Raw genomic sequence first — 25605 nt, 5'->3', positions numbered from 1 at the left:
TACAGAGAAATAAAGGAGACTAGCCTATGGCAATCGAACTATTGACTCCCTTTACCAAGGTAGAGTTGGAGCCAGAAATCAAGGAGAAAAAACGCAAACAAGTCGGGATTTTAGGGGGCAATTTTAACCCTGTTCACAATGCCCATCTCATTGTTGCGGACCAAGTACGCCAGCAGTTGGGACTGGACCAGGTCTTGCTCATGCCTGAATACCAACCTCCTCACGTAGATAAAAAAGAAACCATCCCTGAACACCATCGTCTCAAGATGCTTGAATTGGCGATTGAGGGGATTGAAGGCCTAGCCATTGAAACCATCGAGTTGGAGCGCAAGGGCATTTCCTATACCTACGACACCATGAAGCTTCTAACTGAGAAGAATCCAGACACGGATTATTACTTCATTATTGGCGCTGATATGGTAGACTATCTGCCTAAGTGGTACCGAATTGATGAATTGGTTGACATGGTTCAGTTTGTGGGGGTTCAGCGCCCACGCTACAAGGCAGGGACTTCCTATCCTGTTATCTGGGTGGATGTACCTCTCATGGATATCTCGTCCAGCATGGTGCGTGACTTCATTGTCCAAGGTCGGAAACCCAACTTTCTCCTGCCTCAGCCGGTGCTAGACTACATCGAGAAGGAGGGGCTCTACTGATGGCCTATCAAGACTATATCAACTGCTCCCGTGAGGCTTTGTTGGAAAAAATGGCAGAGCTTCTACCCGAGAAACGCTTAACCCATTGCTTGGGTGTGGAGCATGCAGCCATAGAACTGGCGGAGAGATTTGGAGTCGATGCCGAGAAAGCAGGTCTTGCAGGCCTTCTTCATGACTATGCTAAAAAGCTGTCAGATCAGGAATTTTTAGACTTAATTGGCCGTTATCAGCTAGACTCTAACCTCAAAAACTGGGGCAATAATGTCTGGCATGGTATGGTCGGAATTTACAAGATTCAGGAAGACTTGGATTTGGATGATTCTGAAATCCTGCGAGCCATTGAAATCCATACAGTCGGGGCGGCTCAGATGACAGACTTAGATAAGGTTATCTATGTAGCAGACTATATCGAGCATAATCGAGCCTTTCCTGGAGTAGATGTGGCGCGTGAGATTGCAAGTTTATCGCTCAATAAGGCGGTGGCCTATGAAACAGCTCGAACCGTGGAGCATCTAACTCATCAGGGATTCCCCATCTATCCCCAAACCCTTGAAACCTATAACGCCTTTGTGCACTATTTGAAAGAGGACTAAATGAAGACAGCTTTTATAATCATTGATGTTCAAAATATTTTAGTGGAAACCGGTTTTCAGACAAATAGTCTATTGGAAAAAATTTCTTATTTACAAAACCAGGCTAGAAGTAAGAATATCGAAATTATTTATGTTCAACATATTGAGAACGCTGAAGCTCAAACATCAGAAGATTGGCAGTTATCTGAGCTTTTAAACCGAAAACCTGATGAAAAGGTCTTTCAGAAGAAGTATAACAGTATTTTCAAAGAAACTGGTTTAAAAGAATACTTGGATAAACAGGGGATTGAAAAATTAGTTTTATGTGGTATGCAGACAGAATATTGTGTGGATACCTCTGTCAAGGTTGCCTTTGAATATGGCTATAAGCTGATTATTCCAGAAGGTGCTGTCACAACTTTTGATGGGGATGACATTCCAGCAGAAACGATAAATGAATTTTATGAGGACATTTGGGAGGATCGCTTTGCAGATGTCTTAGATTATAAAAATATTTTTTAAAAGAGGACTAAATGAACGAAAAAGAATTACTAGAACTAGTCGTGAAAGCGGCTGATGAGAAACGTGCGGAGGATATCCTCGCACTTGATGTACAAGATTTGACTAGCGTGACGGACTACTTTGTTATCACTAGCTCAATGAATAGCCGTCAGTTGGATGCTATCGCAGATAATATCCGTGAAAAGGTGGCTCAAGCAGGCTTTAAAGGCAGTCATGTCGAAGGAGATGCGGCTGGAGGTTGGGTCTTGCTGGACCTTGGTGGTGTCGTTGTGCATGTCTTTTCAGAAGAAATGCGTGCCCACTATAACCTAGAAAAACTATGGCATGAGGCGGATTCAGTAGATATTTCAGAAGCTCTTGCTTAGAAGATGAACTCAGTTGTAGTCAACTGGGTTTCTTTACTTATTTTAGAAGAAAATGGATAGAAAGGTATAGGGCGAGTGGTGTTTGCCATGGAAGCTCTTGGTATCATGATTATGGCAACTTATGAAACCTTTGCGGCTGTTTACGATGCTGTGATGGATGATAGTTTATACGATAAATGGACGGATTTTTCGCTGCGTCATTTGCCTAAGACCAAGGAGAGAAAGAAACTCTTGGAATTGGCTTGTGGGACAGGAATTCAATCAGTACGCTTCTCTCAGGCTGGTTTTGATGTGACTGGACTTGACTTGAGTGGGGATATGCTGGGGATTGCGGAGAAGAGAGCGACTTCAGCCAAGCAAAAGATTGATTTTATTGAAGGCAATATGCTGGATTTGTCCAAGGTAGGTCAATACGACTTTGTTACGTGTTACTCGGACTCAATCTGCTACATGCAGGATGAGGTGGAAGTAGGAGACGTTTTTAAAGAAGTCTATAATGCTCTCAACGAAGACGGAGTTTTCATCTTTGATGTGCATTCGACTTACCAGACAGACGAAGTTTTTCCAGGCTATTCTTATCATGAAAATGCGGAAGATTTTGCCATGCTCTGGGATACTTATGAGGATGCAGCACCTCACTCTATCGTTCATGAACTAACCTTCTTTATCAAGGAGGCTGACGGTTCCTTTAGTCGCCACGATGAAGTGCATGAGGAGCGGACTTATGAGGTTCTGACCTATGATATTTTGCTGGAACAGGCTGGTTTCAAGTCCTTCAAACTCTATGCCGACTTTGAGGACAAGGAACCAACAGAAACCAGTGCCCGTTGGTTTTTTGTGTGTGAGAAGTAAACCAAATATTGTTAATCTTATGCTTAGGAGGTAAGGGAAAATGAATATACCAGTATCATTTGGTGATATTCTTGAAAAAGAAGTAATTACCAATATACCTAAAATTTATCAAAAGTTAAAGCAAATTTATAACAACTTACAGTTTAAAACAGAAGAAGAGTTAGGTGTTGTTTATCAGAATTATTTAAAATTTACTTATGATAAATATTCTACTGTAAAAACATTGTTGTATAAAAATGAAGGTAAATTTTTATATGATTTTTATGAGCATGTTTATTTAGATGATAATAATTCAGATTTAATAGAAACCACTAACACAGAATTGATTTTTGAAAAAACATCTAACGTTATTTTAACAGGAACGGGTGGGATTGGTAAATCAATGCTTGTAAAGCATATTTTTATAAATCAAGTACAACAAGCGACATCAATTCCAGTTTTTATTGAATTAAAATCACTTAATGAATCTGATTTTTCAGAAAATGAATTAGTCGATTTTATTTACCAAGAGGTTCAAAATCATCATTTAAATTTAGAAAAGAAATATTTTAAAGCGACATTAGACGCTGGAAGATATACAATAATTTTTGATGGTTTAGATGAGGTTAATCCTTCAAAACGTTCTTGGTTAGACAAAGAAATTAAAGAATTTGTAACGTTATACAATAGCAATAGATATGTTTTGTCGTCAAGACCGTCTGAGGAATTTATTGGTTGGAATCAGTTTGCTGAATATGAGATAAAAAAATTAAATAAAGAGCAAGCGTTAGCCTTAATTGATAAGTTGAATTACGATGAGAAAGTAAAAAGGCGTTTTTATAGAGAATTAAAGGCCCATTTATATGATACTCATGAATCTTTTGCTTCTATCCCACTCCTATTAACAATTATGTTAATGACTTACGAAGCTGGTGCTTCTATTCCAAATAATTTAACTGATTTTTATAATCAGGCCTTTTATACATTGTACCAAAGACATGATGCATCTAAATCAGGATATAAAAGAGAACTAAAAGCAAAATTAACTCCTGAGGAATTTCGAAATATATTAGCCTACATTGGTTTAAAAACATTCTTTGAAGGAAAAGTAGATTTCGATAGAACTACGCTTGATGAAATAATTACTAAATATTGTTTAAAAAATAACCTTGAATTAAAGACAAATGATATAGTTTATGATGCGACTCATAGTGCTTGCATGATGCTTCAAGAAGGCGTTAGTTTAAAGTTCTCTCACCGTTCATTTCAAGAATACTTTGCTGCAGTAGGTGTTAATCAGCTAGATGATAAACTCCAAAAACAGATACTAATTAAGTGGTCTGAAGCAGACAGGAATAATATTGTAGCACATAAAACTTTTATGAATGCACTTTTTAAAATACAGAAAGAAAGGACTTACAAAAATTTATGTATTCCAATCATAGAAAGTATGGATGAAAAGTATAGAAGAATGGGAGATATCACAGAGAAAATTGTTACGTGTTTCAATTACTTTATCTGTAGAAAAGATAGTAGAGAAAACAAATTAGAACTGCATTTTTTACTAACAAAGGAAGTTAACTTTTATTTTAGCTTGCAATTTTTAATATTTGATAACATAGGAGTTGATATTTTGTCGATAAGTGAATACGAAAGCATTGAAAAATTGGAGGCAAGTATAGTATCGAATTGGGAGATAGATAAAAGAAAATATTATAATCGATTGACTGAGGTCGAAAAAAATTTAATTAATAAGTGGGTAAATGGCTGGTATTTTCGTAGACACAATTACTTAAAAGAATGGTCAATTAAATTCATTGAGGAAACAACCACTAAAAAACGGAGTCTACAGAATATAATTGATTCAATTTAATATTAAAGAAGTAGGAGATCACTATGACCATCACAGGTATTATCGCGGAGTTTAATCCTTTTCATAATGGGCATAAATACCTGCTGGATCAGGCTGAGGGACTAAAAATCGTTGCCATGTCTGGTAATTTTATGCAGCGAGGAGAGCCTGCTATCGTTGACAAGTGGACACGGGCCCAGATGGCGCTGGAAAATGGAGCGGATCTGATAGTGGAATTGCCCTTTTTAGTCAGTGTTCAGGCTGCGGATTTCTTCGGTCAAGGAGCTGTGGATATCTTGGCTCGGTTGGGCATTGATACTTTAGCTTTTGGGACAGAGGAAGTTCTGGATTACCAGAAAATCGCTGACCTATACACAGAGCAGGGTGCTGAAATGGAGAAATTTGTGGAAAATCTGCCTGATTCCCTCTCTTATCCCCAGAAAACCCAAGCCATGTGGAAGGAATTTGCAGGTCTTGATTTTTCAGGCAATACGCCCAATCATGTCCTTGCTCTGGCTTATGTCAAGGCAGTTGCAGGACGAAACATCAAGCTTGAGCCAATTCAGCGTCAGGGAGCGGGTTATCATTCTGTGGACAAGGATGTGGACTTTGCTTCGGCGACAGCCCTTCGTCAGCACAAGAGGGACAAAGATTTCTTAGAACGCTTTATGCCTTCTGTTGCCCTCTTTGAGCAGGAAAGAAAGATGAGCTGGGATGACTATTTTCCCTTGCTCCGCTATCAAATCTTGTCCAATCCAGATCTAACCACTATCTATCAGATCAATCAGGAAATGGCAGTGCGCATTAAAGAGGCTATTAAAACAGCCCAGTCTGTGGAAGAATTGGTCGAGTTAGTGACTACCAAACGTTACACCAAGGCGCGTGTCAGACGCCTCTTGGCCTATATTTTGGTGCAGGCTAGAGAAGGTGACTTGCCAGAAGCCATTCATGTCCTTGGATTTACTGAAAAAGGCAGGCAACACCTCAAGTCCTTGAAGGGACAGGTCAATCTAGTCAGCCGAATTGGTAAAGAACCCTGGGATGCCATGACTCAAAAGGCAGACCAGATTTATCAACTTGGAAATCCAAGTATAGCAGAGCAGAATTTTGGAAGAGTGCCGTTTATAATAGAAACAAACTAAGTCTACTGAAAGGTAGGCTTTTTGAGATTTTTTACGAATAAATAGATAGAAAAGAAAATCTTGTACAAGTTCCTGACAATTTCTTTCTTTTCGTGTATAATAGTGGAAAAGAGGTAAAACGAGGTATGGTTATGGAAGCAGTTCTTTACTCAACATTCCGAAATCATTTAAAAGACTACATGAAGAAGGTAAATGATGAATTTGAGCCTTTGACGGTGGTCAATAAAAATCCAGACGAGGACATTGTAGTACTTTCAAAGAGTGAGTGGGATAGTATTCAGGAAACCCTGAGAATTGCTCAAAATAAGGAACTTTCTGATAAGGTTTTGCGAGGAATGGCTCAAGTCCGTGCTGGAAGTACTCAGGTCCATGTTATTGAGGAGTGAGAAATGCTACTCAAGTTTACAGAAGATGCGTGGGCAGATTATTGCTACTGGCAAACTCAGGACAAGAAAACGTTAAAAAGAATCAATAAACTAATCAAGGATATTCAACGTGATCCCTTTACAGGAATAGGTAAGCCAGAACCACTCAAGTATGACTACCAAGGAGCCTGGTCACGTCGTATCGACGCAGAAAATCGCTTGATTTATATGATGGATGGAGATGGCGTGGCTTTCTTGTCCTTTAAAGATCATTACTAAGTCTACTGAAAGGTGGGCTTTTTCTCAAGTCTCTACTAAACTACTATTTCTAAATAACAAGTTTATTTTAGCAAATGCGTTCCAAATTCCCCAAAACATATTCTATTTTAGGTTTGTGAAAATCACTTTTTTATGGTAGAATGTAAAAGAATGTATGTCATTCGGAATAACAATAAAATGAGGTAAAAACATGGAAATCATGTCGCTTGCGATTGCTGTTTTTGCCGTCATCATTGGTTTAGTCATTGGATATGTCAGCATCTCAGCTAAGATGAAATCATCTCAGGAAGCTGCGGAGTTGATGCTTTTAAATGCTGAACAAGAAGCAACTAATTTACGTGGACAAGCTGAGCGTGAAGCCGATTTACTTGTTAATGAAGCTAAACGTGAAAGCAAGTCTCTTAAAAAAGAAGCACTATTGGAGGCCAAAGAAGAAGCCAGAAAATACCGTGAAGAAGTGGACGCTGAATTCAAATCAGAACGTCAAGAACTCAAACAAATCGAAAGTCGTTTGACCGAGAGAGCTACTAGCCTTGACCGTAAGGACGACAATTTGACGAGTAAAGAACAAACACTTGAACAAAAAGAACAAAGTATTTCTGATAGAGCGAAAAACCTTGATGCGCGTGAAGAGCAATTAGAGGAAGTCGAAAGACAAAAAGAAGCAGAGCTAGAGCGTATTGGTGCTCTGTCTCAGGCAGAAGCACGAGATATTATCTTGGCTCAGACAGAGGAAAACTTGACCAAGGAGATTGCCAGCCGCATTCGTGAAGCTGAGCAAGAGGTCAAGGAACGTTCTGATAAAATGGCCAAGGACATCTTGGTTCAAGCTATGCAACGTATCGCTGGTGAATATGTAGCGGAATCAACAAACTCAACAGTTCATCTGCCAGATGATACTATGAAGGGACGCATTATTGGTCGTGAGGGTCGTAACATTCGTACCTTTGAAAGTTTGACAGGGGTTGATGTCATTATCGACGATACACCAGAAGTGGTAACCTTGTCAGGATTTGACCCGATTCGTCGTGAAATTGCTCGTATGACCATGGAAATGTTGCTTAAGGATGGTCGTATCCATCCAGCTCGTATCGAAGAGTTGGTTGAGAAAAACCGTCAAGAGATTGATAATAAGATCCGTGAATACGGTGAGGCAGCAGCCTATGAGATTGGTGCACCAAACCTTCATCCAGACTTGATGAAAATCATGGGTCGCTTGCAGTTCCGTACTTCATATGGACAAAATGTCTTACGTCATTCGATTGAGGTTGCTAAGTTAGCTGGTATCATGGCGAGCGAACTTGGTGAAAATGCGGCTCTTGCTCGTCGTGCAGGGTTCCTTCACGATATCGGAAAAGCCATTGACCGTGAGGTTGAAGGTAGCCACGTTGAAATCGGTATGGAATTGGCTCGTAAGTACAAGGAACATCCAGTTGTGGTGAATACAATTGCTAGCCACCACGGTGATGTCGAAGCCGAAAGCGTCATTGCAGTGATTGTTGCTGCAGCAGATGCTTTGAGCGCTGCCCGTCCGGGTGCTCGTAGTGAGTCTCTTGAAAGCTACATCAAACGTCTTCATGATTTGGAAGAAATTGCGAACGGCTTTGAAGGAGTACAGAATAGCTTTGCCCTTCAAGCAGGACGTGAAATCCGCATCATGGTCAATCCAGGACAAATCAAAGACGACAAAGTCACAATCTTGGCTCACAAAGTTCGTGAGAAAATTGAAAACAATCTCGATTACCCTGGAAATATCAAGGTAACCGTGATTCGCGAGCTTCGTGCAGTAGATTATGCTAAATAAATAAGAAAGAGCAGTTGAAAAATTACTGCTTTTTTGTTACACTAGATAGAAAGACTGTAAAGGATAATCTGGCTTTTTGCCATTATTCTAGAAATGTTATTTCACAGACTGACTAAAAGGAGACACAATGGCAGACCGAGGCTTACTAATCGTTTTTTCTGGTCCTTCAGGGGTTGGAAAAGGAACGGTTAGAAGAGAGATTTTTGAGAGTTCTGAAAACCAATTTCAATACTCTGTATCGATGACGACACGCGCACAACGTCCTGGAGAAGTGGACGGTGTTGACTATTTCTTCCGTACTCGTGAAGAGTTTGAAGAGCTGATTCGTCAAGGACAGATGTTGGAATACGCAGAATATGTCGGCAACTACTATGGAACTCCTCTGACCTATGTCAACGAAACCTTGGACAAGGGAATCGATGTTTTCCTTGAAATTGAAGTTCAAGGCGCTCTTCAGGTCAAGAAAAAGGTTCCAGATGCTGTCTTTATCTTCCTGACACCACCAGATTTGGATGAATTGCAAGATCGTTTAGTAGGTCGTGGAACAGACAGTGCAGAAGTGATTGCCCAACGAATCGAAAAAGCCAAGGAAGAAATTGCTCTCATGCGTGAGTATGATTATGCGATTGTCAACGATCAGGTGCCCCTAGCTGCTGAGCGTGTCAAACGTGTTATTGAAGCAGAGCACTTCCGTGTAGATCGTGTCATTGGTCACTATCAGGAGATGTTACCAAAATCTCCAACTACCCGATAAAATTTAGAAAATAGGTACAAACAAATGATGTTAAAACCCTCTATTGATACCTTGCTAGACAAGGTTCCTTCAAAATATTCACTCGTAATCTTGGAAGCAAAACGTGCCCACGAATTAGAAGCAGGTGCGCCAGCAACTCAAGGTTTCAAGTCTGAAAAATCAACTCTTCGTGCTTTAGAAGAAATCGAATCAGGAAACGTTACAATTCACCCAGATCCAGAAGGGAAACGTGAAGCGGTGCGTCGTCGTATCGAAGAAGAAAAACGCCGCAAAGAAGAAGAAGAAAAGAAAATCAAAGAGCAAATCGCTAAAGAAAAAGAAGATGGTGAAAAAATTTAAGGTTGGGGGGACTCAATCTTATTTTTTCTATTGCAAGAATGTACTGATACTCAATGAAAATCAAAAAGCAAACTAGGAAGCTAGCCGCAAGCTGTACTTGAGTACGGTAAGGCGACGCTGACGTGGTTTGAATTTGATTTTCGAAGAGTATGACAAGGAGGAGGTGAGAAGATGACCATAGCCAAGATTATCGTAGATGTGCCTTTGATGCAGACGGACCAGCCCTATAGTTACAGGATTCCTAAGGAATTCGAGGGAATGCTAGAAGTTGGGATGCGGGTTCATGTGCCTTTTGGTAAGGGCAATCGCCTGATTCAAGGGATTGTTCTTGGTTTGGAGTCCCAACCAGATGAAGAAGAGGCTAATCATGATTTAAAAGATATTGCGGAGGTGCTGGATTTTTCTCCTGTTCTCACGCAAGAACAACTCTGGCTTGCTGAGGAGTTACGCAAGTCCGTCTTCTCCTATAAAATCTCCATCCTCAAGGCTATGCTACCAGGATTTCTGAACTCCAGCTATGACAAGATTCTCTATCCTCTTGCAGGTCTGAGTCAGGAAGACCGAGAGCGCTTGTTTGGTTCAGAGGATTCGCTTGCATTTTCTTCTCTGGATTTAGCTAAGCAAGCTGAAATGATGCGTTTGACTAGAAAAGGCCTGCTTGGTCTAGAATATCAGGCAATTGATCAAAAGAAGGTCAAGACCCAGTCTTGGTATGAGGTTGACCTTGCTCAATTAGAAAGTGTAGAGATTTCTACGCGTGCTAAGAAAAAGTTGGAATTGAGAGATTATTTGCTGTCTCATCCAGAGAGTGCTTCTTTGGCTAGTTTGTTAGAGTCCTACTCGCGGGAGCAAGTCAACTTCTTTGTGGAACAAGGTGCTGTGACCATAGTCCAAAAGGAAGTTCAACGCTCGGCTGCTTATTTTGAAGGGATTGAAGCAAGTCAGCCTTTGGAATTGAATCCAGAGCAAAGACAGGCGCGTGATGCGGTTGTCAGTGCGATTGGCAGTCATCAGGCTCCCTTCCTCCTTCAAGGGATTACAGGAAGTGGGAAGACCGAGGTTTACTTGCAGATTATCCAAGGGGCTTTGGATAAGGGCAAGACAGCTATTTTGCTGGTACCTGAGATTTCCTTGACTCCTCAGATGACGGAGCGTTTTATCTCTCGTTTTGGGGATAAGGTTGCCATTCTTCACTCTGGCCTGTCTAATGGTGAAAAGTATGATGAATGGCGCAAAGTGGAACGTGGCGATGCCCAAGTTGTTGTTGGTGCTAGATCGGCCATCTTTGCTCCGCTGAAGAATCTAGGTGTTATGATTATCGATGAGGAGCACGAAGCGACTTATAAGCAGGACAGCAATCCCCGTTACCATGCTAGAGAGGTTGCTATTCTAAGGTCCCAGTACAATCAAGCAACTCTGGTACTTGGTTCAGCAACTCCTAGTCTGGAAAGCCGTGCGCGGGCTGGAAAAGGCGTCTATCAACACTTGCGTCTGACTCAACGCGCCAATCCTTTAGCTAGGATCCCTGAGGTTCAAGTGGTTGATTTTCGTGACTATATCGGACAAAACGAGACGTCAAACTTTACGCCTCCCTTGCTAGAAGCCATTCAAGACCGTCTAGCTAAAAAAGAGCAGGTGGTTCTCATGCTCAATCGCCGTGGTTATTCTAGCTTTGTCATGTGTCGGGAATGTGGGACGGTAGATACTTGTCCCAACTGTGATATTTCCCTGACCTTGCATATGGATACCAAGACCATGAATTGCCATTATTGTGGTTTTTCAAAGGACATACCTCAGGTCTGTCCTAACTGTAAGAGTCGCAGTATTCGTTATTATGGGACAGGAACTCAGAAGGCTTATGACGAGCTGGCAGAACTCTTTCCCCAGGCCCGCATTTTGCGGATGGATGTGGACACGACTCGTAAGAAAGGTAGTCACCAAGCTCTGCTTGACCAGTTTGGGCGAGGAGAAGCAGATATTTTACTAGGTACTCAGATGATTGCCAAGGGCTTGGATTTTCCAAATGTAACCTTAGTCGGAGTGCTCAATGCGGATACGGCCTTGAATCTACCAGATTTCCGTTCTTCTGAGAGAACTTTCCAGCTCTTGACTCAGGTGGCAGGACGCGCAGGTCGAGCTGAAAAAGCTGGTCAGGTTTTGATCCAGTCTTACAATCCGCATCACTATGCTATTCGATTTGCCAAGGATCAGGATTACGAAGGCTTTTATGCTTATGAAATGGGAATTAGACGACAACTTGGCTATCCGCCTTACTATTTCACCATTGGCATTACCCTTTCTCATAAGAAAGAAGAAGAGGTGGTCAAACGTGCTTATGAAGTTATGAACATTTTGCGGTCAGGTTTGTCTGAAACCAGTAACATCCTTGGGCCGACGCCCAAACCCATTGCCCGTACCCACAACCTCTATCATTACCAGATTTTAATTAAATACCGTTTAGAAGATGAGCTAGGAACGACCCTCAACCAGGTCTTGGCCTTGACTCAAGAGCGGGAAAATAGTGAGCTCCGTCTCAGTATCGACCATGAGCCACAGCAATTTTTATAAGAAGGAGAAGATATGACAAAATTAATCTTTATGGGGACACCCGACTTTTCAGCAACAGTTTTAAAAGGTCTTTTGACAGACGACCGTTACGAAATTCTAGCTGTTGTGACCCAGCCGGACCGTGCTGTTGGACGTAAAAAAGTTATCCAGGAAACCCCAGTTAAACAAGCTGCTAAAGAGGCAGGACTTCCTATCTACCAACCTGAAAAACTATCTGGAAGTCCAGAGATGGAAACTATTATGCAGCTAGGAGCGGATGGAATTGTGACTGCTGCTTTTGGGCAGTTTCTTCCAAGTAAACTCCTTGATAGCATGGATTTTGCGGTCAACGTTCACGCCTCCCTCCTTCCTAAACACCGTGGTGGTGCGCCTATCCATTATGCCTTGATTCAAGGGGATGAGGAAGCTGGTGTGACCATCATGGAAATGGTTAAGGAAATGGATGCAGGAGATATGATTTCTCGTCGTAGCATTCCGATCACAGATGAGGACAATGTTGGCACCTTGTTTGAGAAATTGGCGCTAGTTGGTCGCGATTTGCTTTTGGACACTTTGCCTGCCTATATTGCTGGAGAAATCCAACCTGAACCGCAGGATCCAAGTCAGGTCACTTTCTCGCCAAATATCAAGCCAGAAGAAGAAAAATTAGACTGGAATAAAAGCAATCGTCAACTCTTTAACCAGATCCGTGGGATGAACCCCTGGCCTGTTGCCCATACTTTCCTTAAGGGCGACCGCTTTAAGATTTATGAAGCTCTAGCAGTAGAAGATCAGGGAAATCCAGGTGAAATTCTCTCTATCGGCAAGAAAGAATTGATTGTCGCAACGGCAGAAGGGGCTCTATCCCTCAAACAAGTGCAGCCAGCTGGTAAACCTAAGATGGACATTGCTTCCTTCCTCAACGGAGTTGGACGGACATTGACTGTAGGAGAACGATTTGGTGATTAAAGTAGAAACGGCTAGAAGTTTAGTCCTAGCGGTATTAGAAGATGTCTTTATCAATCAAGCATACTCAAATATTGCCTTAAATAAGCATCTCAAGGGGAGTCAACTTTCGGCAGCAGACAAGGGCTTGGTGACCGAGCTGGTCTATGGAACGGTAGCCCGTAAACTGACTCTGGAATGGTACCTATCACACTTTATCGAAGACAGAGATCAGTTAGATAGTTGGCTTTATGTCCTTCTTCTCATGAGTGCCTACCAGCTCCGCTATTTGAACAAGATTCCAGACCATGCTGTGGTCAATGAAGCAGTAGAATTGGCCAAAGTCCGTAAAAAAGGCAGTGAAAAATTGGTCAACGCTGTCCTTCGTCGTATTCTACGTGAAGGCTGGCCAGATATCACCAGCATCAAACGAAAAAACAAGCGTGATTCCATTGCCTATTCTCTCCCAGTTTGGCTGGTTGCCAAGCTCAAGGAAGAATACGGAGAGGAGCGAGCTCAAGCTATCTTTGAAAGCCTTTTGGTGCGCAACAAGGCTAGTATTCGTGTGACTGATTTAAACCGAAAAGAGGAAATCCAAACCTTGTTGGAGGCCAGTGCTTCACCTTTGTCTGTTTCTGGTCTGGTTAAGGAGCAAGGCCACTTTGCGGGACATGACCTATTTTCAGAGGGGGCTATTACTATCCAAGACGAGTCTAGTCAGCTGGTTGCTCCGACGCTTGATTTAAAAGGGCATGAGCAGGTTCTAGATGCCTGTGCGGCTCCGGGTGGGAAAACAGCCCATATAGCCTCTTATCTCACGACAGGTCAGGTCACTGCTCTGGACTTGTATGACCACAAGTTGGACTTAATCCAAGAAAATGCCCAACGTTTGGGGGTTGTAGATCGGGTTCAAACTCAAAAATTGGATGCCAGAAAGGTACATGAGCTTTTTGGTCAGAATTCATTTGATAAGATTTTGGTGGATGCTCCCTGTTCAGGAATTGGTCTTCTGCGCCGAAAACCAGACATCAAATACAATAAAGAAACGGCAGATTTCGCGTCCTTGCAGGAAATTCAGCTAGAAATATTAGGTAGTGTTTGTCAAACACTACGCAAAGGTGGTATAATAACTTATAGTACCTGTACTATTGTCTCAGAGGAGAACTTTCAAGTCGTACAGGCATTTTTAGAAAGTCATCCTGAATTTGAGCAGGTTACACTAGAACATGAATGTAAGGATATCATGAAAGACGGCTGTATCCTCATTACACCTGAATTGTATGGAAGTGATGGATTTTTTATCAGTCAATTTCGCAAGATATCGGATTAGGAAGGAACTAACACATGGAAATTTCATTATTAACAGATGTTGGTCAGAAACGAACAAATAACCAAGACTATGTCAACCACTATGTCAATAGAGCTGGACGTACCATGATTATCCTAGCTGATGGTATGGGAGGTCATCGCGCAGGGAATATCGCTAGTGAAATGGCGGTAACAGACCTAGGTGTAGCTTGGGTAGATACTCAAATCGATACAGTTAATGAAGTACGTGAATGGTTTGCTAACAACCTTGAGATTGAAAATCAAAGGATTAACCAATTGGGACAAAATGAAGCCTATAAAGGAATGGGAACAACCCTTGAGGCTGTAGCGATTATTGATAATCAGGCTATTTATGCTCACATCGGAGATTCTCGTATTGGTTTGATTCGTGGAGAAGAATACCACCAGTTAACGAGCGACCATTCTTTAGTCAATGAATTGCTCAAGGCTGGTCAATTGACACCTGAAGAAGCTGCTAGCCATCCACAGAAAAATATTATTACTCAATCTATTGGTCAAAAAGATGAAATTCAGCCTGATTTTGGAATGATCACCCTTGAGCCGGGAGACTATCTCTTACTCAATAGTGATGGCTTGACAAATATGATTTCAGGCAGTGAGATTTCTGATATTGTAACCAGCGATATTTCTTTGGCAGATAAGGCAGCAACCTTGATTCGTTTTGCCAACAATGCAGGTGGTTTAGACAATATCACAGTTGCCCTTATTGCTGTTAATGAGGAGGCAACAGAATGATCCAAATCGGCAAGATTTTTGCCGGGCGGTATCGGATTATCAAACAAATTGGTCGAGGAGGCATGGCAGATGTCTATTTGGCCAAGGATTTGATTTTGGACGGTGAAGAAGTGGCAGTGAAGGTCCTGAGGACCAACTACCAAACAGATCCTATTGCAGTGGCTCGTTTTCAGCGGGAAGCGAGAGCCATGGCGGATCTGGACCATCCTCATATCGTTCGGATTACAGATATCGGTGAAGAAGAGGGACAACAGTATCTCGCAATGGAATATGTTGCTGGATTAGACCTCAAACGCTATATCAAGGAACATCACCCTCTTTCAAATGAAGAGGCGGTTCGAATCATGGGACAAATCCTCTTGGCTATGCGCTTAGCCCATACTCGTGGAATTGTTCACAGGGATTTGAAACCGCAAAATATCCTTTTGACCCCAGATGGGACTGCCAAGGTTACAGACTTTGGGATTGCAGTAGCCTTTGCAGAGACGAGTTTGACTCAGACCAACTCAATGCTGGGTTCCGTTCATTATTTATCGCCAGAGCAGGCGCGTGGTTCTAAAGCAACTGTGCAGAGTGATATCTATGCCATGGGGATTATTTTCTATGAGATGCTGACAGGTCATATTCCTTACGATGGGGATAGTGCGGTAACCATCGCCCTCCAGCATTTCCAGAAACCTCTGCCGTCGGTTATAGCTGAAAATCCATCTGTGCCTCAGGCATTAGAAAATGTTGTTATCAAGGCAACTGCTAAGAAATTAACAGATCGTTACAAATCAGTCGCTGAAATGTATGTGGATTTGTCGAGTAGTTTGTCTTATAATCGTCGTAATGAACCAAAGCTAGTCTTTGACGATGCAACTAAGGCAGATACTAAAACTCTTCCTAAAGTACCGCAAAGTACCTTGACTTCTATTCCTAAAGCTCCGGTACAAGAGGGAAGACCTCAACCTAAGCCCCAACCTCATCAGACAGAAAAAACAGTACCTAGTTCAAAGCCAACCAAACGTCGTCGTATGAAAGCACGTTATCCAATTTTATTTGCGACCTTCTTGTTGGTTGTGGCATCCTTGGTATGGATTTTATATAGAACGCCCGCTACCATTGCTATTCCAAATGTGGCAGGTCAGACGGTTGCAGAGGCTAAAGAGGCTCTAAAAAAAGCCAATTTTGAGGTTGGTGAAGAAAAATCAGAGTCCAGTGATAAGGTTGAAGAAGGTCGGGTTATTCGTACAGACCCTGAAGCTGGTAAAACACGTAAAGAAGGAACAAAAATTAATTTGATTGTGTCTTCTGGTCAGCAGTCTTTCCAACTCGGAAATTATCTCGGAAGAAAGTCCAGTGATGTAGTGGCAGAATTGAAGGGTAAGAAGGTTCCAGAAAATCTGATTAAGATTGAGGAAGAAGAATCCAACGAAATCGAAGCCGGTACAATCATGAAACAAAGTTTACCGGAGGGAACAACCTATGATCTTAGCAAGGCAACTCAAATAGTTTTGACAGTTGCTAAAAAAGTAAATTCTATTTCAATGCCAAGCTATATTGGTTCTAGTCGAGAATTTGCAGTCAATAATCTTACAGAGATATATGACATTAAAAAAGCTAATATCGAAGTTGTAGAAGTGTCTAAAGCTCCTGAAGGAACTGCTGAGGGGACTGTTGTAGAGCAAAGTCCAAAAGCAGGTGAAAAGGTTGATTTGACTAAGACGCGTGTCAAGATTTCAATCTACAAACCAAAAACACCGCCGTCATCATCAGCACCAGCCCAACGTGGAAACCAAGGTTCTACTACAACACCAAGTCAGGGGAACCAACAAGGAAATCAACGAGAGAATGCACCTGCTCCTACTCAATCAAGTAGTGAAGGGAACCACGAAAATTCTCGTGATTAAACGAATCTTTGTCATGATTTCATGGCAAAGATTTTTTTTGAGTCCGGATTTGTGATAGAATAGAAGGAGTTGATAAAAGGAGGAACGCATGGAAGAATCAAGAGAATTAAATGCCGTCATCGATGTGATTATGTTAGCTGGAACCATTCTTCTCAAAAGTGGCTCAGAGATTCATCGTGTAGAAGATACCATGATCCGTATTGCGCATTCGCAGGGGATTGTGGATTGCAATGTTCTTGCCATGCCTGCCGCTATCTTTTTCTCCATTGAAAATACCAATATTTCACGAATGAAACGCGTGACTTCCTCTTCTTATAACATCGAAAAAGTCTGCGATGTGAACCAGATTTCTCGACAGCTGGTTGGGGGGCAGATTGATTTAGAAACGGCCTTCAAGCAATTGACGGCCTTGCAAGCCCAGCCCCTTCCTTATACTAAGTTGCAGGTAACTTTGGCTGCGACCTTTAGTGCTCCTTTCTTTTCAATTATGTTTAGTGGAAATATCTACGACGCACTTGGGGCAGGAGTAGCTACCTTATTTGGTTTTGCCTTTTCCCTCTATGTGGAGAAGTTTATCCGAATTCCCTTTGTGACGGCCTTTGCTGGAGCTTTTGTCTTTGGGATGATTGCCCAGTTTTGGGCTCGCTACACAGGTTTTCCTTCAACGGCAGATTTGATTATAGCTGGTGCGGTCATGCCTTTTGTACCAGGAATTGCCTTGACCAATGCGGTTCGCGATATTATGACCAACCACATAAACTCTGGTATGAGTAAGATGTTTGAATCCCTACTCATTACCCTTGCTTTAGGGGCGGGAACTTCTGTCGCCTTGGTATTGATGAATTAATATGACACTAACAACCTTTTTATTACAAGCAGTAGCAAGTCTTCTTGCAATTATCACTTTTTTAATCGTACTCAATGTTCAACGCTCTATGCTGTTACCTGGAGGGATTTTGGGCATGGCTGTCTGGCTAATTTATCTTTTGCTCAAGGAACCGACCAATGTTATTGTGGCTACTTTTATTGCAGCCATTATCGGTTCTTGTGTCAGCCAGATTTTAAGTATTCTTTATAAGACACCTGCTGTGGTCTTTATCTTGGCCATCTTAGCACCTCTGGTTCCGGGTTATCTTTCTTATCGAACAACAGCCTTTTTTGTGACGGGAGATTACAGTCACGCCATTGCTAGTGCAACCTTGGTTGTTATGTTGGCTTTGGTGATTTCCATTGGAATGGCTAGCGGAACAGTGATTCTCAGACTTTATTCTCACTTACAAAAACAGCATAATGGTTAGAATAATAAGCGACTTGATTTGGTGAATCAAGTCTTTTTTCTCTCTTTTACTGCTATTTGTGATAAAATAGTATAGAACGATTTTTTACAATGAATGATAAAACAGAGGTAAATATGACAATCGGTATTGATAAGATTGGTTTTGCGACCAGTCAATATGTCTTGAAATTACAAGACTTAGCAGAAGCGAGGGGAATTGACCCTGAAAAATTAAGTAAAGGACTCTTACTCAAGGAATTGAGTATTGCGCCTCTAACTGAGGATATCGTGACCTTGGCGGCCAGTGCTAGTGACTCTATTTTAACTGAGCAAGAGAGACAAGAAATTGACATGGTCATTGTGGCTACCGAGTCAGGAATTGACCAGAGTAAAGCTGCGGCCGTCTTTGTGCATGGTTTGCTGGGCATCCAGCCCTTTGCTCGTAGTTTCGAGATTAAAGAAGCCTGCTATGGAGCGACAGCAGCCCTTCATTATGCCAAATTGCATGTGGAAAATTCTCCAGAGTCCAAGGTCTTGGTCATTGCCAGTGATATTGCCAAATATGGTATTGAAACTCCAGGAGAACCAACTCAGGGTGCTGGCAGTGTGGCCATGTTGATTACACAGAATCCACGCATTATGGCCTTTAATAATGACAATGTAGCTCAGACCCGTGACATCATGGATTTCTGGCGTCCAAATTACTCAACAACTCCTTACGTAAATGGTGTCTATTCTACCCAACAATATTTGGATAGTTTGAAAACGACTTGGCTTGAATACAAAAAACGTTACCAGCTTACCTTAGATGATTTTGCAGCTGTTTGCTTCCACTTGCCTTACCCTAAATTAGCGCTAAAAGGCTTGAAAAAAATTATGGATAAGAGCCTGCCTCAAGAGAAAAAAGACCTCTTGCAAAACCATTTTGACCAGTCTATTCTTTACAGTCAAAAGGTAGGGAATATCTATACAGGTTCCCTCTTTCTTGGACTTTTGTCTCTCTTGGAAAATACAGATAGCCTGAAGGCTGGGGATAAAATTGCCCTTTATAGTTACGGAAGTGGTGCTGTGGCTGAGTTCTTTAGTGGTGAATTGGTTGAAGGTTATGAAGCTTATCTGGATAAAGACCGTTTGAATAAGCTCAACCAACGAACTGCCCTGTCTGTTGTAGACTATGAAAAGGTCTTCTTTGAGGAAGTAGACTTAGATGAAACAAACTCTGCCCAGTTTGCTGGCTATGAAAATCAAGATTTTGCCTTGGTTGAAATTGTTGACCACCAACGCCGTTATAGCAAGGTTGAAAAATAATGAAGATAAGTTGGAATGGATTTTCAAAAAAATCATACCAAGAGCGCCTCGAGCTGTTACAAGCTCAGGCGCTCCTTAGTCCTGAGAGACAAGAGAGTTTGGAGCAGGATGAACAGATGAGTGTGACTGTGGCAGATCAGCTGAGTGAGAATGTAGTGGGAACTTTTTCTCTACCTTATTCGCTGGTTCCAGAGGTTCTCGTTAACGGTCAGGAATACACAGTTCCCTATGTGACGGAAGAGCCCTCTGTGGTTGCTGCGGCCAGCTATGCCAGTAAAATCATCAAGCGGTCAGGTGGCTTTACTGCTCAAGTACATGAGCGCCAGATGATCGGTCAGGTAGCCCTTTATCAAGTTGCTAATCCTGAACAAGCTCAAGAGAAGATTACTAGTAAGAAAGAGGAACTCTTAGAACTTGCCAATCAAGCCTATCCTTCTATCGTTAAACGCGGGGGTGGGGCGAGTGATTTGCATGTCGAGCAGATAAAAGGCGAAACAGACTTTCTCATTGTGTATCTCCATGTCGATACCCAGGAAGCCATGGGTGCTAATATGCTCAACACCATGCTGGAGGCCTTGAAACCAGTCTTAGAAGAACTCAGTCAGGGACAAAGTCTTATGGGAATCCTGTCTAATTACGCGACTGATTCTCTGGTGACGGCAAGCTGTCGCATCGCCTTTCGCTACTTGAGCCGCCAAAAGGATCAAGGACGAGAAATTGCGGAGAAAATGGCTTTGGCTAGCCAATTGGCGCAAGCTGATCCTTATAGAGCAGCTACCCACAATAAAGGGATTTTTAATGGTATTGATGCCATTTTGATTGCCACTGGTAATGACTGGCGTGCTATTGAAGCAGGGGCTCATGTCTTTGCCAGTCGAGATGGACGCTATCAAGGTCTTAGTCAATGGAAGCTGGACCTTGAAAGAGAAGAATTGGTCGGTGAGATGACCCTGCCCATGCCTGTGGCGACCAAGGGTGGCTCTATTGGTCTCAACCCTCGTGTAGCTCTCAGTCATGAACTGCTGGGAAATCCATCTGCTAAAGAATTAGCCCAGATTATAGTGTCTATCGGTCTTGCCCAAAACTTTGCGGCTCTCAAAGCCTTGGTGAGCACAGGGATTCAGCAAGGGCACATGAAATTGCAGGCCAAATCCTTGGCTCTCCTAGCAGGTGCCTGTGAGTCTGAAGTCGTTTCCCTAGTCGAGCTCCTCATCGCAGATAAAACCTTTAACCTAGAGACAGCCCAGCGTTATCTTGAAAACTTAAGATCATAAAAAACTCAGACGAATTTGTCTGAGTTTTCTTGTACTTAAATACTTTTTCCTGGTAATAGTGTAACTGGTAAGAAGTAACCAGTTGTTGCGACTTCCTTGCCTTCAATCTTTTGCAAGAGAAGATCAACAGTGAGGCAGGCAATCTCTTCCAAAGGTTGCTTGATGGTCGCGAGTTGAGGATAGTAATTCTCGATAAAGTAAGTCCCATCATAACCGATGACCTTGAGTTCTTCTGGGACAGAAATGCCCAGCTCCTGAGCGATTTTAATGACCAGAATAGCGGTCAAGTCATCCGAAGTAAAAATGGCATCTGGTTTTTGTCGAGTTAAGATATTCTTGATTTCCATTTCTTTTCTGACAGGAGAAAAGTCACTGGAAACATTGATAATAGGTGCTTTCGGGAGAACAGAGGCAAAGCCAGCGTGGCGTAGCCCAGTTGGCGAATTGGAATTGTCATTCCCCGTAATCATGATGATAGACTGGGCACCTGTCTTAACCAAGGTCTGGGCAGCAAGAACCCCACCAGCATAGTTGTCAGAGGAGACGACAGGAATATCTGGTGACAGATTTCGGTCAAAGGAAATAATTGGTGCCGTCACGCGATTGTAGTCTTCGATTCCCAGGTTGTGACTACCAGAAATGATGCCGTCCACCTGATTGGCTTCTAACATTTCGATGTATTCGCGTTCCTTTTCAGAATCGTGCTCACTGTTGCAGATGATGGTCTTATAACCATTTTTGAAGAATTGGTGTTCCAATTTATCAATCAATTCTGCATAGAAAACATTGGAAATATTGGGGAAAATCAAGCCGATTAACTTAGCTGATTTTCCTTGTAGACTGCGAGCCAGGTTGTTGGGTTTATAGCCCAATTCTCGCATAGCTTCATTGACCTTTTGAATGGTTTTTTCAGATAGATAGCCTTTTTTATTGATAACCCGAGAAACGGTAGTAGGGCTGACGCCTGCAAGTTTGGCGACATCAGTTAGTTTTGCGACCATAATCTAATTCATAGTAAGTTCCAGTTGGGTTTCCAGATTTAATTAGGATCCCATTTTGGTCCGCATGTGGGAAGACACGACCAGAAAATACTTTTTCTCCTTTATTGATGAAAATTTCAAAGACAGAATTATCGATGAAGATTGTAGCAGTAGTAGCCTGATTCTCGATTGGGCAAGAACGAATAGTTCCAAATTCTTGGGCATACTGTTCACCAGCCTGGCTACGATCTACTGTCACTTGACCATTTACAAGGTCAAAGTTGATGGAAAGTCCCTTGCCTTCTTTGTCAGTCAGTAAGACAATCTCGCTCTGGCTATTAGCTTCCAAGTTGAGTTCAAGTTCGTAAGTGTTCTTGGTTTTGGAACGGTTTGAGAAAGGTTCTTCAGAAGCACGAAGGTCCTTGATAGCTGCGACTGGGTATTGGTAGAGTTTACCGTCTTTGATAGTCAGTTCTTTTACCAAAGAGAAGGTTCCTTGGTGGTCAAAACGGTCAGATGGATATGAAACATCTGGCAAACCAAGCCAGCTAACTGCTAGAGCACGCCCATCAGGAGCGTTGAAGGCTTGAGTTGCATAGGCTTCGAAACCATAGTCCATGTTTTGAAGTTGAGACACATCTACCATTTTGGCATTTTCAGGATCAAAGGAAGCCCCGATTTTATACATATTTGGATAGATATTGTCGTAATCTAGAACATCTTTATCCAATCCTTGTGGGCAGTAGAGAAGGACAGGTTGCTCCCCTACAAAGACCAGATTTGGGCATTCCATCATATAGGCAGTTCGGTCGTTAGCAAAGTCAAGGTCGCCAACAGCTTGCCAGTTTGTGTAGTCGTTGTCAATAGCTTTGTAGAGACGGACGAAGCCTTTTTTCTCCAAGTCCTGTCCACCGACGATGGCATAATATTGACCTTTAAAATTAAAAATCTGCGGATCGCGGAAGTGGTCGGTAGAGTCAGCTGGCTGGTCAATCAAGATTTTGTCAATCTTGGTAATCTTGCCATCCTTATCCATCAAAGCACCAATCTGGTAAGGGTGACGTATCCAGTTTTCATCACGAACATTTCCTGTATAAAATAAGAACAAGTTATCGCCAAACTGCATAGCAGAACCAGAGTAGGCACCGTGGCTATCTAATGGAGTATCAGGCAAAACTTTGACTCCAGTTTCTCTAAAGTGAACCAAATCATCACTTTTCAATTGCACCCAAGATTTTAAACCGTGGGCTGCACCAAAAGGAAAGTTTTGATAAAAAACAATCCACTTGCCATCAAAGTAGGAAAAGCCATTTGGATCGTTGAGAAGTCCTGTTTTTGGCTCAACATGGTAATGAGTATGCCAGGGAGATTGTGTCATATTTTCCGTAATTGTCTTGATTTCTTCTTGTGTCCAATCTTCGTAGCGTCTGTAACGACGCTCAGTTGTCCATTCCATTCATTCATTCCTCCAAAAATCTTATCACTTTTAATAGTAACCGTTTTCGGAAAAAAAAGCAAGCCTTTTATGTTAAAAAAGAGAAAAAACTGTCAAACGTTTATCACAAAATAAATGCAGGAAATCAATCAAATTTTCAGGAAAATATGAAAGATAATGAAACAAAACCCTTTTAAATAAGATTTTAAACTTATTTTTTAAGGAATGCCTGCTAAAACAGTCAAAATCAATCAATCTAAAGCAAGCTTACTAAGTGGATAGAATATTTTTTTCTGCAAAACGCTTGACATATTTCTAAAACATGATAAAATAATAGTCGTAAGGGCGGATAAAATCGCTTTCAAACAAGAACAAAATTTTATATAAGGAGATTTTTGCTATGGATTATAGTAAAGTTGCTGCCGAGGTCATTGAGGCTGTCGGTAAGGATAATCTTGTAGCTGCAGCCCACTGTGCAACTCGTCTTCGTTTGGTATTGAAAGACGAATCAAAAGTGAATCAAGCAGCTCTAGATAATAATGCGGATGTCAAGGGAACTTTTAGCACTAACGGACAATATCAAATTATCATTGGTCCTGGTGATGTTAACTTCGTGTATGCGGAAATCATCAAGAAAACTGGTTTGAAAGAAGTTTCGACAGATGATTTGAAAGAGATTGCTAATAAAGACAAAAAGTTCAATCCATTGATGGACTTGATTAAACTTTTGTCAGATATCTTTGTTCCTATTATCCCTGCCTTAGTTGCAGGTGGTCTCTTGATGGCTTTACGGAACTTCTTGACATCACCAGACTTATTTGGACCTCAATCAATTGAAGATATGTATCCTGCAATCAAAGGCTTCTCAGCTATGATTCAATTGATGTCTGCTGCTCCATTTATGTTCCTCCCTGTTTTGGTTGGTATTTCAGCAGCCAAGCGCTTTGGAGCAAACCAATTCCTTGGTGCGGCAATTGGTATGATTATGACCACTCCAGATTTGGGTGGTAAAGAAGCCTTCTGGGACATCTTAGGTTTCCATGTTACACAAACTAACTATGCTTATCAAGTTATTCCAGTCCTTGTTGCAATCTGGTTGTTAGCAAATTTGGAAAAATTCTTCCACAAGAAATTGCCATCTGCAGTTGACTTCACTTTCACACCGCTTTTATCAGTGATGCTTACAGGATTCCTTACATTTACAGTTATCGGTCCTGTTATGTTGGTTGTGTCTGATGCGATTACAAATGCGATTGTATGGTTGTACAACACAACAGGTGCCTTTGGTATGGGGCTATTTGGTGGAACTTACTCACTAATCGTTATGACAGGTCTTCACCAATCATTCCCAGCAATCGAAACACAATTGTTGTCTGCTTACAATAATAACGGTACTGGATTTGGAGACTATATCTTTGTTGTTGCTTCAATGGCAAACGTAGCACAAGGTGCGGCTACTCTTGCAATCTACTTCTTGACAAAAAATGCTAAAACAAAAGGATTGTCAAGTTCAGCTGCTGTTTCTGCCTTCCTTGGTATTACAGAACCTGCTCTCTTTGGGGTAAACTTGAAATACAAATTCCCATTCTTCTGCGCCCTTGCTGGTTCAGCAATTGGTGCCTTCGTAGCAGGTTTAACTCACGTTATTGCAGTTTCATTGGGAGCGGCTGGATTTATTGGATTCCTTTCTATTAAGGCTGGTTCAATCCCTATGTATATAGTTGCGGAAATTATGTCCTTTGTTGCCGCCTTTGCTTTCACTTATTTCTACGGGAAAACAAAAGCAGCTAGTGTCTTTGCTGATGAAGCAGCCACAGCAACCGCAGAAACAGTTACAGAACCTACAGTAGAAGCACCAGTAGTGGAAGAGACTGATACTCTTCAAAATGAAACACTTGTAACTCCTATCGTCGGTGATGTTGTCGCTCTTGCTGATGTTAATGACCCTGTTTTTTCAAGTGGAGCTATGGGACAAGGTATCGCTGTGAAACCAAGCCAAGGTGTGGTATATGCACCAGCTGATGCTGAAGTTTCAATTGCCTTTCCAACAGGACACGCTTTTGGTTTGAAAACAACTGAGGGTGCTGAAGTTTTGATCCACGTTGGTATTGACACTGTATCTATGGATGGTGAAGGTTTTGAAGCAAAAGTTGCTCAAGGTGATAAGGTTAAAGCTGGTGATGTTCTTGGAACATTTGACTCAAACAAAATCGCTGCAGCTGGACTTGATGATACAACAATGGTTATCGTTACAAATACAGCTGACTACGCTTCAGTAGCTCCAGTCGCAACAGGTTCAGTTGCGAAGGGGGATGCTGTGATCGAAGTGAAAATCTAATCAATCCTCTCTAATGTGAAAACGAACAAATGACATGTTTGTTC

Annotated in this window: 24 protein-coding genes; 22 read left to right on the top strand and 2 right to left on the bottom strand. The window is 41.8% G+C overall.

The genetic code is table 11. From position 1 onward, the window contains the following. The first annotated feature begins 26 nt into the window (after positions 1 to 26). The 21 genes from N8M16_RS06795 to N8M16_RS06695 all read left to right on the top strand — a co-directional run bounded on the left by N8M16_RS06795 (position 27) and on the right by N8M16_RS06695 (position 20808). Positions 27 to 656 carry a nicotinate-nucleotide adenylyltransferase gene (locus tag N8M16_RS06795; protein WP_261067758.1) on the top strand — a complete coding sequence of 210 codons (630 nt, stop codon included), beginning with the start codon at positions 27 to 29 and terminating at the stop codon, positions 654 to 656. Then, on the top strand, positions 656 to 1249 hold the full coding sequence (gene yqeK, locus N8M16_RS06790; RefSeq protein WP_261069874.1) for a bis(5'-nucleosyl)-tetraphosphatase (symmetrical) YqeK: 594 nt from the start codon (positions 656 to 658) through the stop codon (positions 1247 to 1249). Before N8M16_RS06795 ends, yqeK begins: the two co-directional genes overlap by 1 nt. After that, positions 1250 to 1750 (top strand): cysteine hydrolase family protein, encoded by a 501-nt coding sequence (locus tag N8M16_RS06785; RefSeq protein ID WP_261010599.1) that lies wholly within the window; start codon positions 1250 to 1252, stop codon positions 1748 to 1750. 11 nt (positions 1751 to 1761) lie between these two features. Next, entirely contained in the window at positions 1762 to 2115 is a 354-nt protein-coding gene (rsfS, locus tag N8M16_RS06780) for a ribosome silencing factor (RefSeq protein WP_261069873.1), read from the top strand. Between the two features lie 111 nt (positions 2116 to 2226). Continuing rightward, the gene (locus tag N8M16_RS06775) at positions 2227 to 2967 is read left to right on the top strand and encodes a class I SAM-dependent DNA methyltransferase (protein WP_314725823.1); all 741 of its coding nucleotides are present in this window, start codon (positions 2227 to 2229) and stop codon (positions 2965 to 2967) included. A 40-nt stretch (positions 2968 to 3007) separates the two neighbouring features. Next, positions 3008 to 4819 carry an NACHT domain-containing protein gene (locus N8M16_RS06770; protein WP_261048211.1) on the top strand — a complete coding sequence of 604 codons (1812 nt, stop codon included), beginning with the start codon at positions 3008 to 3010 and terminating at the stop codon, positions 4817 to 4819. Between the two features lie 23 nt (positions 4820 to 4842). After that, a complete protein-coding gene (locus N8M16_RS06765) occupies positions 4843 to 5940 on the top strand; it encodes a nucleotidyltransferase (RefSeq protein WP_261069872.1) in 1098 nt (365 codons plus the stop codon). Positions 5941 to 6071: 131 nt separating this feature from the next. After that, a complete protein-coding gene (locus N8M16_RS06760) occupies positions 6072 to 6326 on the top strand; it encodes a type II toxin-antitoxin system Phd/YefM family antitoxin (RefSeq protein WP_000388572.1) in 255 nt (84 codons plus the stop codon). Positions 6327 to 6329: 3 nt separating this feature from the next. Next, positions 6330 to 6584, top strand: coding sequence for a Txe/YoeB family addiction module toxin (locus tag N8M16_RS06755; protein WP_101784404.1), 255 nt, complete (start codon positions 6330 to 6332; stop codon positions 6582 to 6584). A 190-nt stretch (positions 6585 to 6774) separates the two neighbouring features. Then, positions 6775 to 8388 carry a ribonuclease Y gene (locus N8M16_RS06750; RefSeq protein ID WP_000404934.1) on the top strand — a complete coding sequence of 538 codons (1614 nt, stop codon included), beginning with the start codon at positions 6775 to 6777 and terminating at the stop codon, positions 8386 to 8388. Positions 8389 to 8515: 127 nt separating this feature from the next. After that, on the top strand, positions 8516 to 9142 hold the full coding sequence (gene gmk, locus N8M16_RS06745; protein WP_000775041.1) for a guanylate kinase: 627 nt from the start codon (positions 8516 to 8518) through the stop codon (positions 9140 to 9142). 24 nt (positions 9143 to 9166) lie between these two features. Beyond that, positions 9167 to 9481 carry a DNA-directed RNA polymerase subunit omega gene (gene rpoZ / locus N8M16_RS06740; RefSeq protein ID WP_000979235.1) on the top strand — a complete coding sequence of 105 codons (315 nt, stop codon included), beginning with the start codon at positions 9167 to 9169 and terminating at the stop codon, positions 9479 to 9481. 171 nt (positions 9482 to 9652) lie between these two features. Beyond that, complete coding sequence (locus tag N8M16_RS06735) at positions 9653 to 12049, top strand: primosomal protein N' (RefSeq protein ID WP_261069871.1); 2397 nt, start codon at positions 9653 to 9655, stop codon at positions 12047 to 12049. Between the two features lie 12 nt (positions 12050 to 12061). After that, positions 12062 to 12997: a methionyl-tRNA formyltransferase gene (gene fmt / locus N8M16_RS06730; RefSeq protein ID WP_261069870.1), complete on the top strand. Its 936-nt coding sequence runs from the start codon at positions 12062 to 12064 to the stop codon at positions 12995 to 12997. Further along, a complete protein-coding gene (rsmB, locus tag N8M16_RS06725; RefSeq protein WP_261069869.1) occupies positions 12990 to 14303 on the top strand; it encodes a 16S rRNA (cytosine(967)-C(5))-methyltransferase RsmB in 1314 nt (437 codons plus the stop codon). Before fmt ends, rsmB begins: the two co-directional genes overlap by 8 nt. Before the next feature lie 14 nt (positions 14304 to 14317). Then, a complete protein-coding gene (locus N8M16_RS06720; RefSeq protein WP_033685450.1) occupies positions 14318 to 15058 on the top strand; it encodes a Stp1/IreP family PP2C-type Ser/Thr phosphatase in 741 nt (246 codons plus the stop codon). Further along, positions 15055 to 16950: a Stk1 family PASTA domain-containing Ser/Thr kinase gene (gene pknB / locus N8M16_RS06715; protein ID WP_261069868.1), complete on the top strand. Its 1896-nt coding sequence runs from the start codon at positions 15055 to 15057 to the stop codon at positions 16948 to 16950. Before N8M16_RS06720 ends, pknB begins: the two co-directional genes overlap by 4 nt. An 88-nt stretch (positions 16951 to 17038) precedes the next feature. After that, the gene (locus N8M16_RS06710) at positions 17039 to 17797 is read left to right on the top strand and encodes a threonine/serine exporter family protein (protein WP_023946522.1); all 759 of its coding nucleotides are present in this window, start codon (positions 17039 to 17041) and stop codon (positions 17795 to 17797) included. A 1-nt stretch (position 17798) separates the two neighbouring features. Continuing rightward, entirely contained in the window at positions 17799 to 18248 is a 450-nt protein-coding gene (locus N8M16_RS06705; protein WP_261069867.1) for a threonine/serine exporter family protein, read from the top strand. A 113-nt stretch (positions 18249 to 18361) separates the two neighbouring features. After that, positions 18362 to 19534, top strand: coding sequence for a hydroxymethylglutaryl-CoA synthase (locus N8M16_RS06700; protein WP_261069866.1), 1173 nt, complete (start codon positions 18362 to 18364; stop codon positions 19532 to 19534). Next, entirely contained in the window at positions 19534 to 20808 is a 1275-nt protein-coding gene (locus tag N8M16_RS06695; RefSeq protein WP_261069865.1) for a hydroxymethylglutaryl-CoA reductase, degradative, read from the top strand. Before N8M16_RS06700 ends, N8M16_RS06695 begins: the two co-directional genes overlap by 1 nt. Before the next feature lie 35 nt (positions 20809 to 20843). On the opposite strand, the gene N8M16_RS06690 is transcribed toward N8M16_RS06695, so the two are convergent. Together N8M16_RS06690 and N8M16_RS06685 are read right to left on the bottom strand one after the other, a co-directional pair. After that, entirely contained in the window at positions 20844 to 21809 is a 966-nt protein-coding gene (locus N8M16_RS06690) for a LacI family DNA-binding transcriptional regulator (RefSeq protein WP_261069864.1), read from the bottom strand. Beyond that, on the bottom strand, positions 21790 to 23244 hold the full coding sequence (locus N8M16_RS06685; protein WP_261069863.1) for a glycoside hydrolase family 32 protein: 1455 nt from the start codon (positions 23242 to 23244) through the stop codon (positions 21790 to 21792). Before N8M16_RS06685 ends, N8M16_RS06690 begins: the two co-directional genes overlap by 20 nt. Before the next feature lie 379 nt (positions 23245 to 23623). Between N8M16_RS06685 and N8M16_RS06680 the strand changes: the two genes are divergently transcribed. Beyond that, complete coding sequence (locus N8M16_RS06680; protein ID WP_261067194.1) at positions 23624 to 25561, top strand: sucrose-specific PTS transporter subunit IIBC; 1938 nt, start codon at positions 23624 to 23626, stop codon at positions 25559 to 25561. The last annotated feature ends 44 nt before the right edge of the window (positions 25562 to 25605 follow it).

This window comes from Streptococcus mitis, assembly GCF_946188375.1.
Lineage (GTDB): Bacteria > Bacillota > Bacilli > Lactobacillales > Streptococcaceae > Streptococcus > Streptococcus mitis_CX.
Note: the sequence above shows the minus strand (reverse complement) of the source record. Positions and strands in the feature narration are given on the sequence as shown.

Coding starts and splice junctions, on each gene's coding strand:
- N8M16_RS06795 (WP_261067758.1), top strand. CDS start 27: ATGGCAATCGAACTATTGACTCCCTTTACCAAGGTAGAGTTGGAGCCA.
- yqeK (WP_261069874.1), top strand. CDS start 656: ATGGCCTATCAAGACTATATCAACTGCTCCCGTGAGGCTTTGTTGGAA.
- N8M16_RS06785 (WP_261010599.1), top strand. CDS start 1,250: ATGAAGACAGCTTTTATAATCATTGATGTTCAAAATATTTTAGTGGAA.
- rsfS (WP_261069873.1), top strand. CDS start 1,762: ATGAACGAAAAAGAATTACTAGAACTAGTCGTGAAAGCGGCTGATGAG.
- N8M16_RS06775 (WP_314725823.1), top strand. CDS start 2,227: ATGGCAACTTATGAAACCTTTGCGGCTGTTTACGATGCTGTGATGGAT.
- N8M16_RS06770 (WP_261048211.1), top strand. CDS start 3,008: ATGAATATACCAGTATCATTTGGTGATATTCTTGAAAAAGAAGTAATT.
- N8M16_RS06765 (WP_261069872.1), top strand. CDS start 4,843: ATGACCATCACAGGTATTATCGCGGAGTTTAATCCTTTTCATAATGGG.
- N8M16_RS06760 (WP_000388572.1), top strand. CDS start 6,072: ATGGAAGCAGTTCTTTACTCAACATTCCGAAATCATTTAAAAGACTAC.
- N8M16_RS06755 (WP_101784404.1), top strand. CDS start 6,330: ATGCTACTCAAGTTTACAGAAGATGCGTGGGCAGATTATTGCTACTGG.
- N8M16_RS06750 (WP_000404934.1), top strand. CDS start 6,775: ATGGAAATCATGTCGCTTGCGATTGCTGTTTTTGCCGTCATCATTGGT.
- gmk (WP_000775041.1), top strand. CDS start 8,516: ATGGCAGACCGAGGCTTACTAATCGTTTTTTCTGGTCCTTCAGGGGTT.
- rpoZ (WP_000979235.1), top strand. CDS start 9,167: ATGATGTTAAAACCCTCTATTGATACCTTGCTAGACAAGGTTCCTTCA.
- N8M16_RS06735 (WP_261069871.1), top strand. CDS start 9,653: ATGACCATAGCCAAGATTATCGTAGATGTGCCTTTGATGCAGACGGAC.
- fmt (WP_261069870.1), top strand. CDS start 12,062: ATGACAAAATTAATCTTTATGGGGACACCCGACTTTTCAGCAACAGTT.
- N8M16_RS06720 (WP_033685450.1), top strand. CDS start 14,318: ATGGAAATTTCATTATTAACAGATGTTGGTCAGAAACGAACAAATAAC.
- pknB (WP_261069868.1), top strand. CDS start 15,055: ATGATCCAAATCGGCAAGATTTTTGCCGGGCGGTATCGGATTATCAAA.
- N8M16_RS06710 (WP_023946522.1), top strand. CDS start 17,039: ATGGAAGAATCAAGAGAATTAAATGCCGTCATCGATGTGATTATGTTA.
- N8M16_RS06705 (WP_261069867.1), top strand. CDS start 17,799: ATGACACTAACAACCTTTTTATTACAAGCAGTAGCAAGTCTTCTTGCA.
- N8M16_RS06700 (WP_261069866.1), top strand. CDS start 18,362: ATGACAATCGGTATTGATAAGATTGGTTTTGCGACCAGTCAATATGTC.
- N8M16_RS06695 (WP_261069865.1), top strand. CDS start 19,534: ATGAAGATAAGTTGGAATGGATTTTCAAAAAAATCATACCAAGAGCGC.
- N8M16_RS06690 (WP_261069864.1), bottom strand. CDS start 21,809: ATGGTCGCAAAACTAACTGATGTCGCCAAACTTGCAGGCGTCAGCCCT.
- N8M16_RS06685 (WP_261069863.1), bottom strand. CDS start 23,244: ATGGAATGGACAACTGAGCGTCGTTACAGACGCTACGAAGATTGGACA.
- N8M16_RS06680 (WP_261067194.1), top strand. CDS start 23,624: ATGGATTATAGTAAAGTTGCTGCCGAGGTCATTGAGGCTGTCGGTAAG.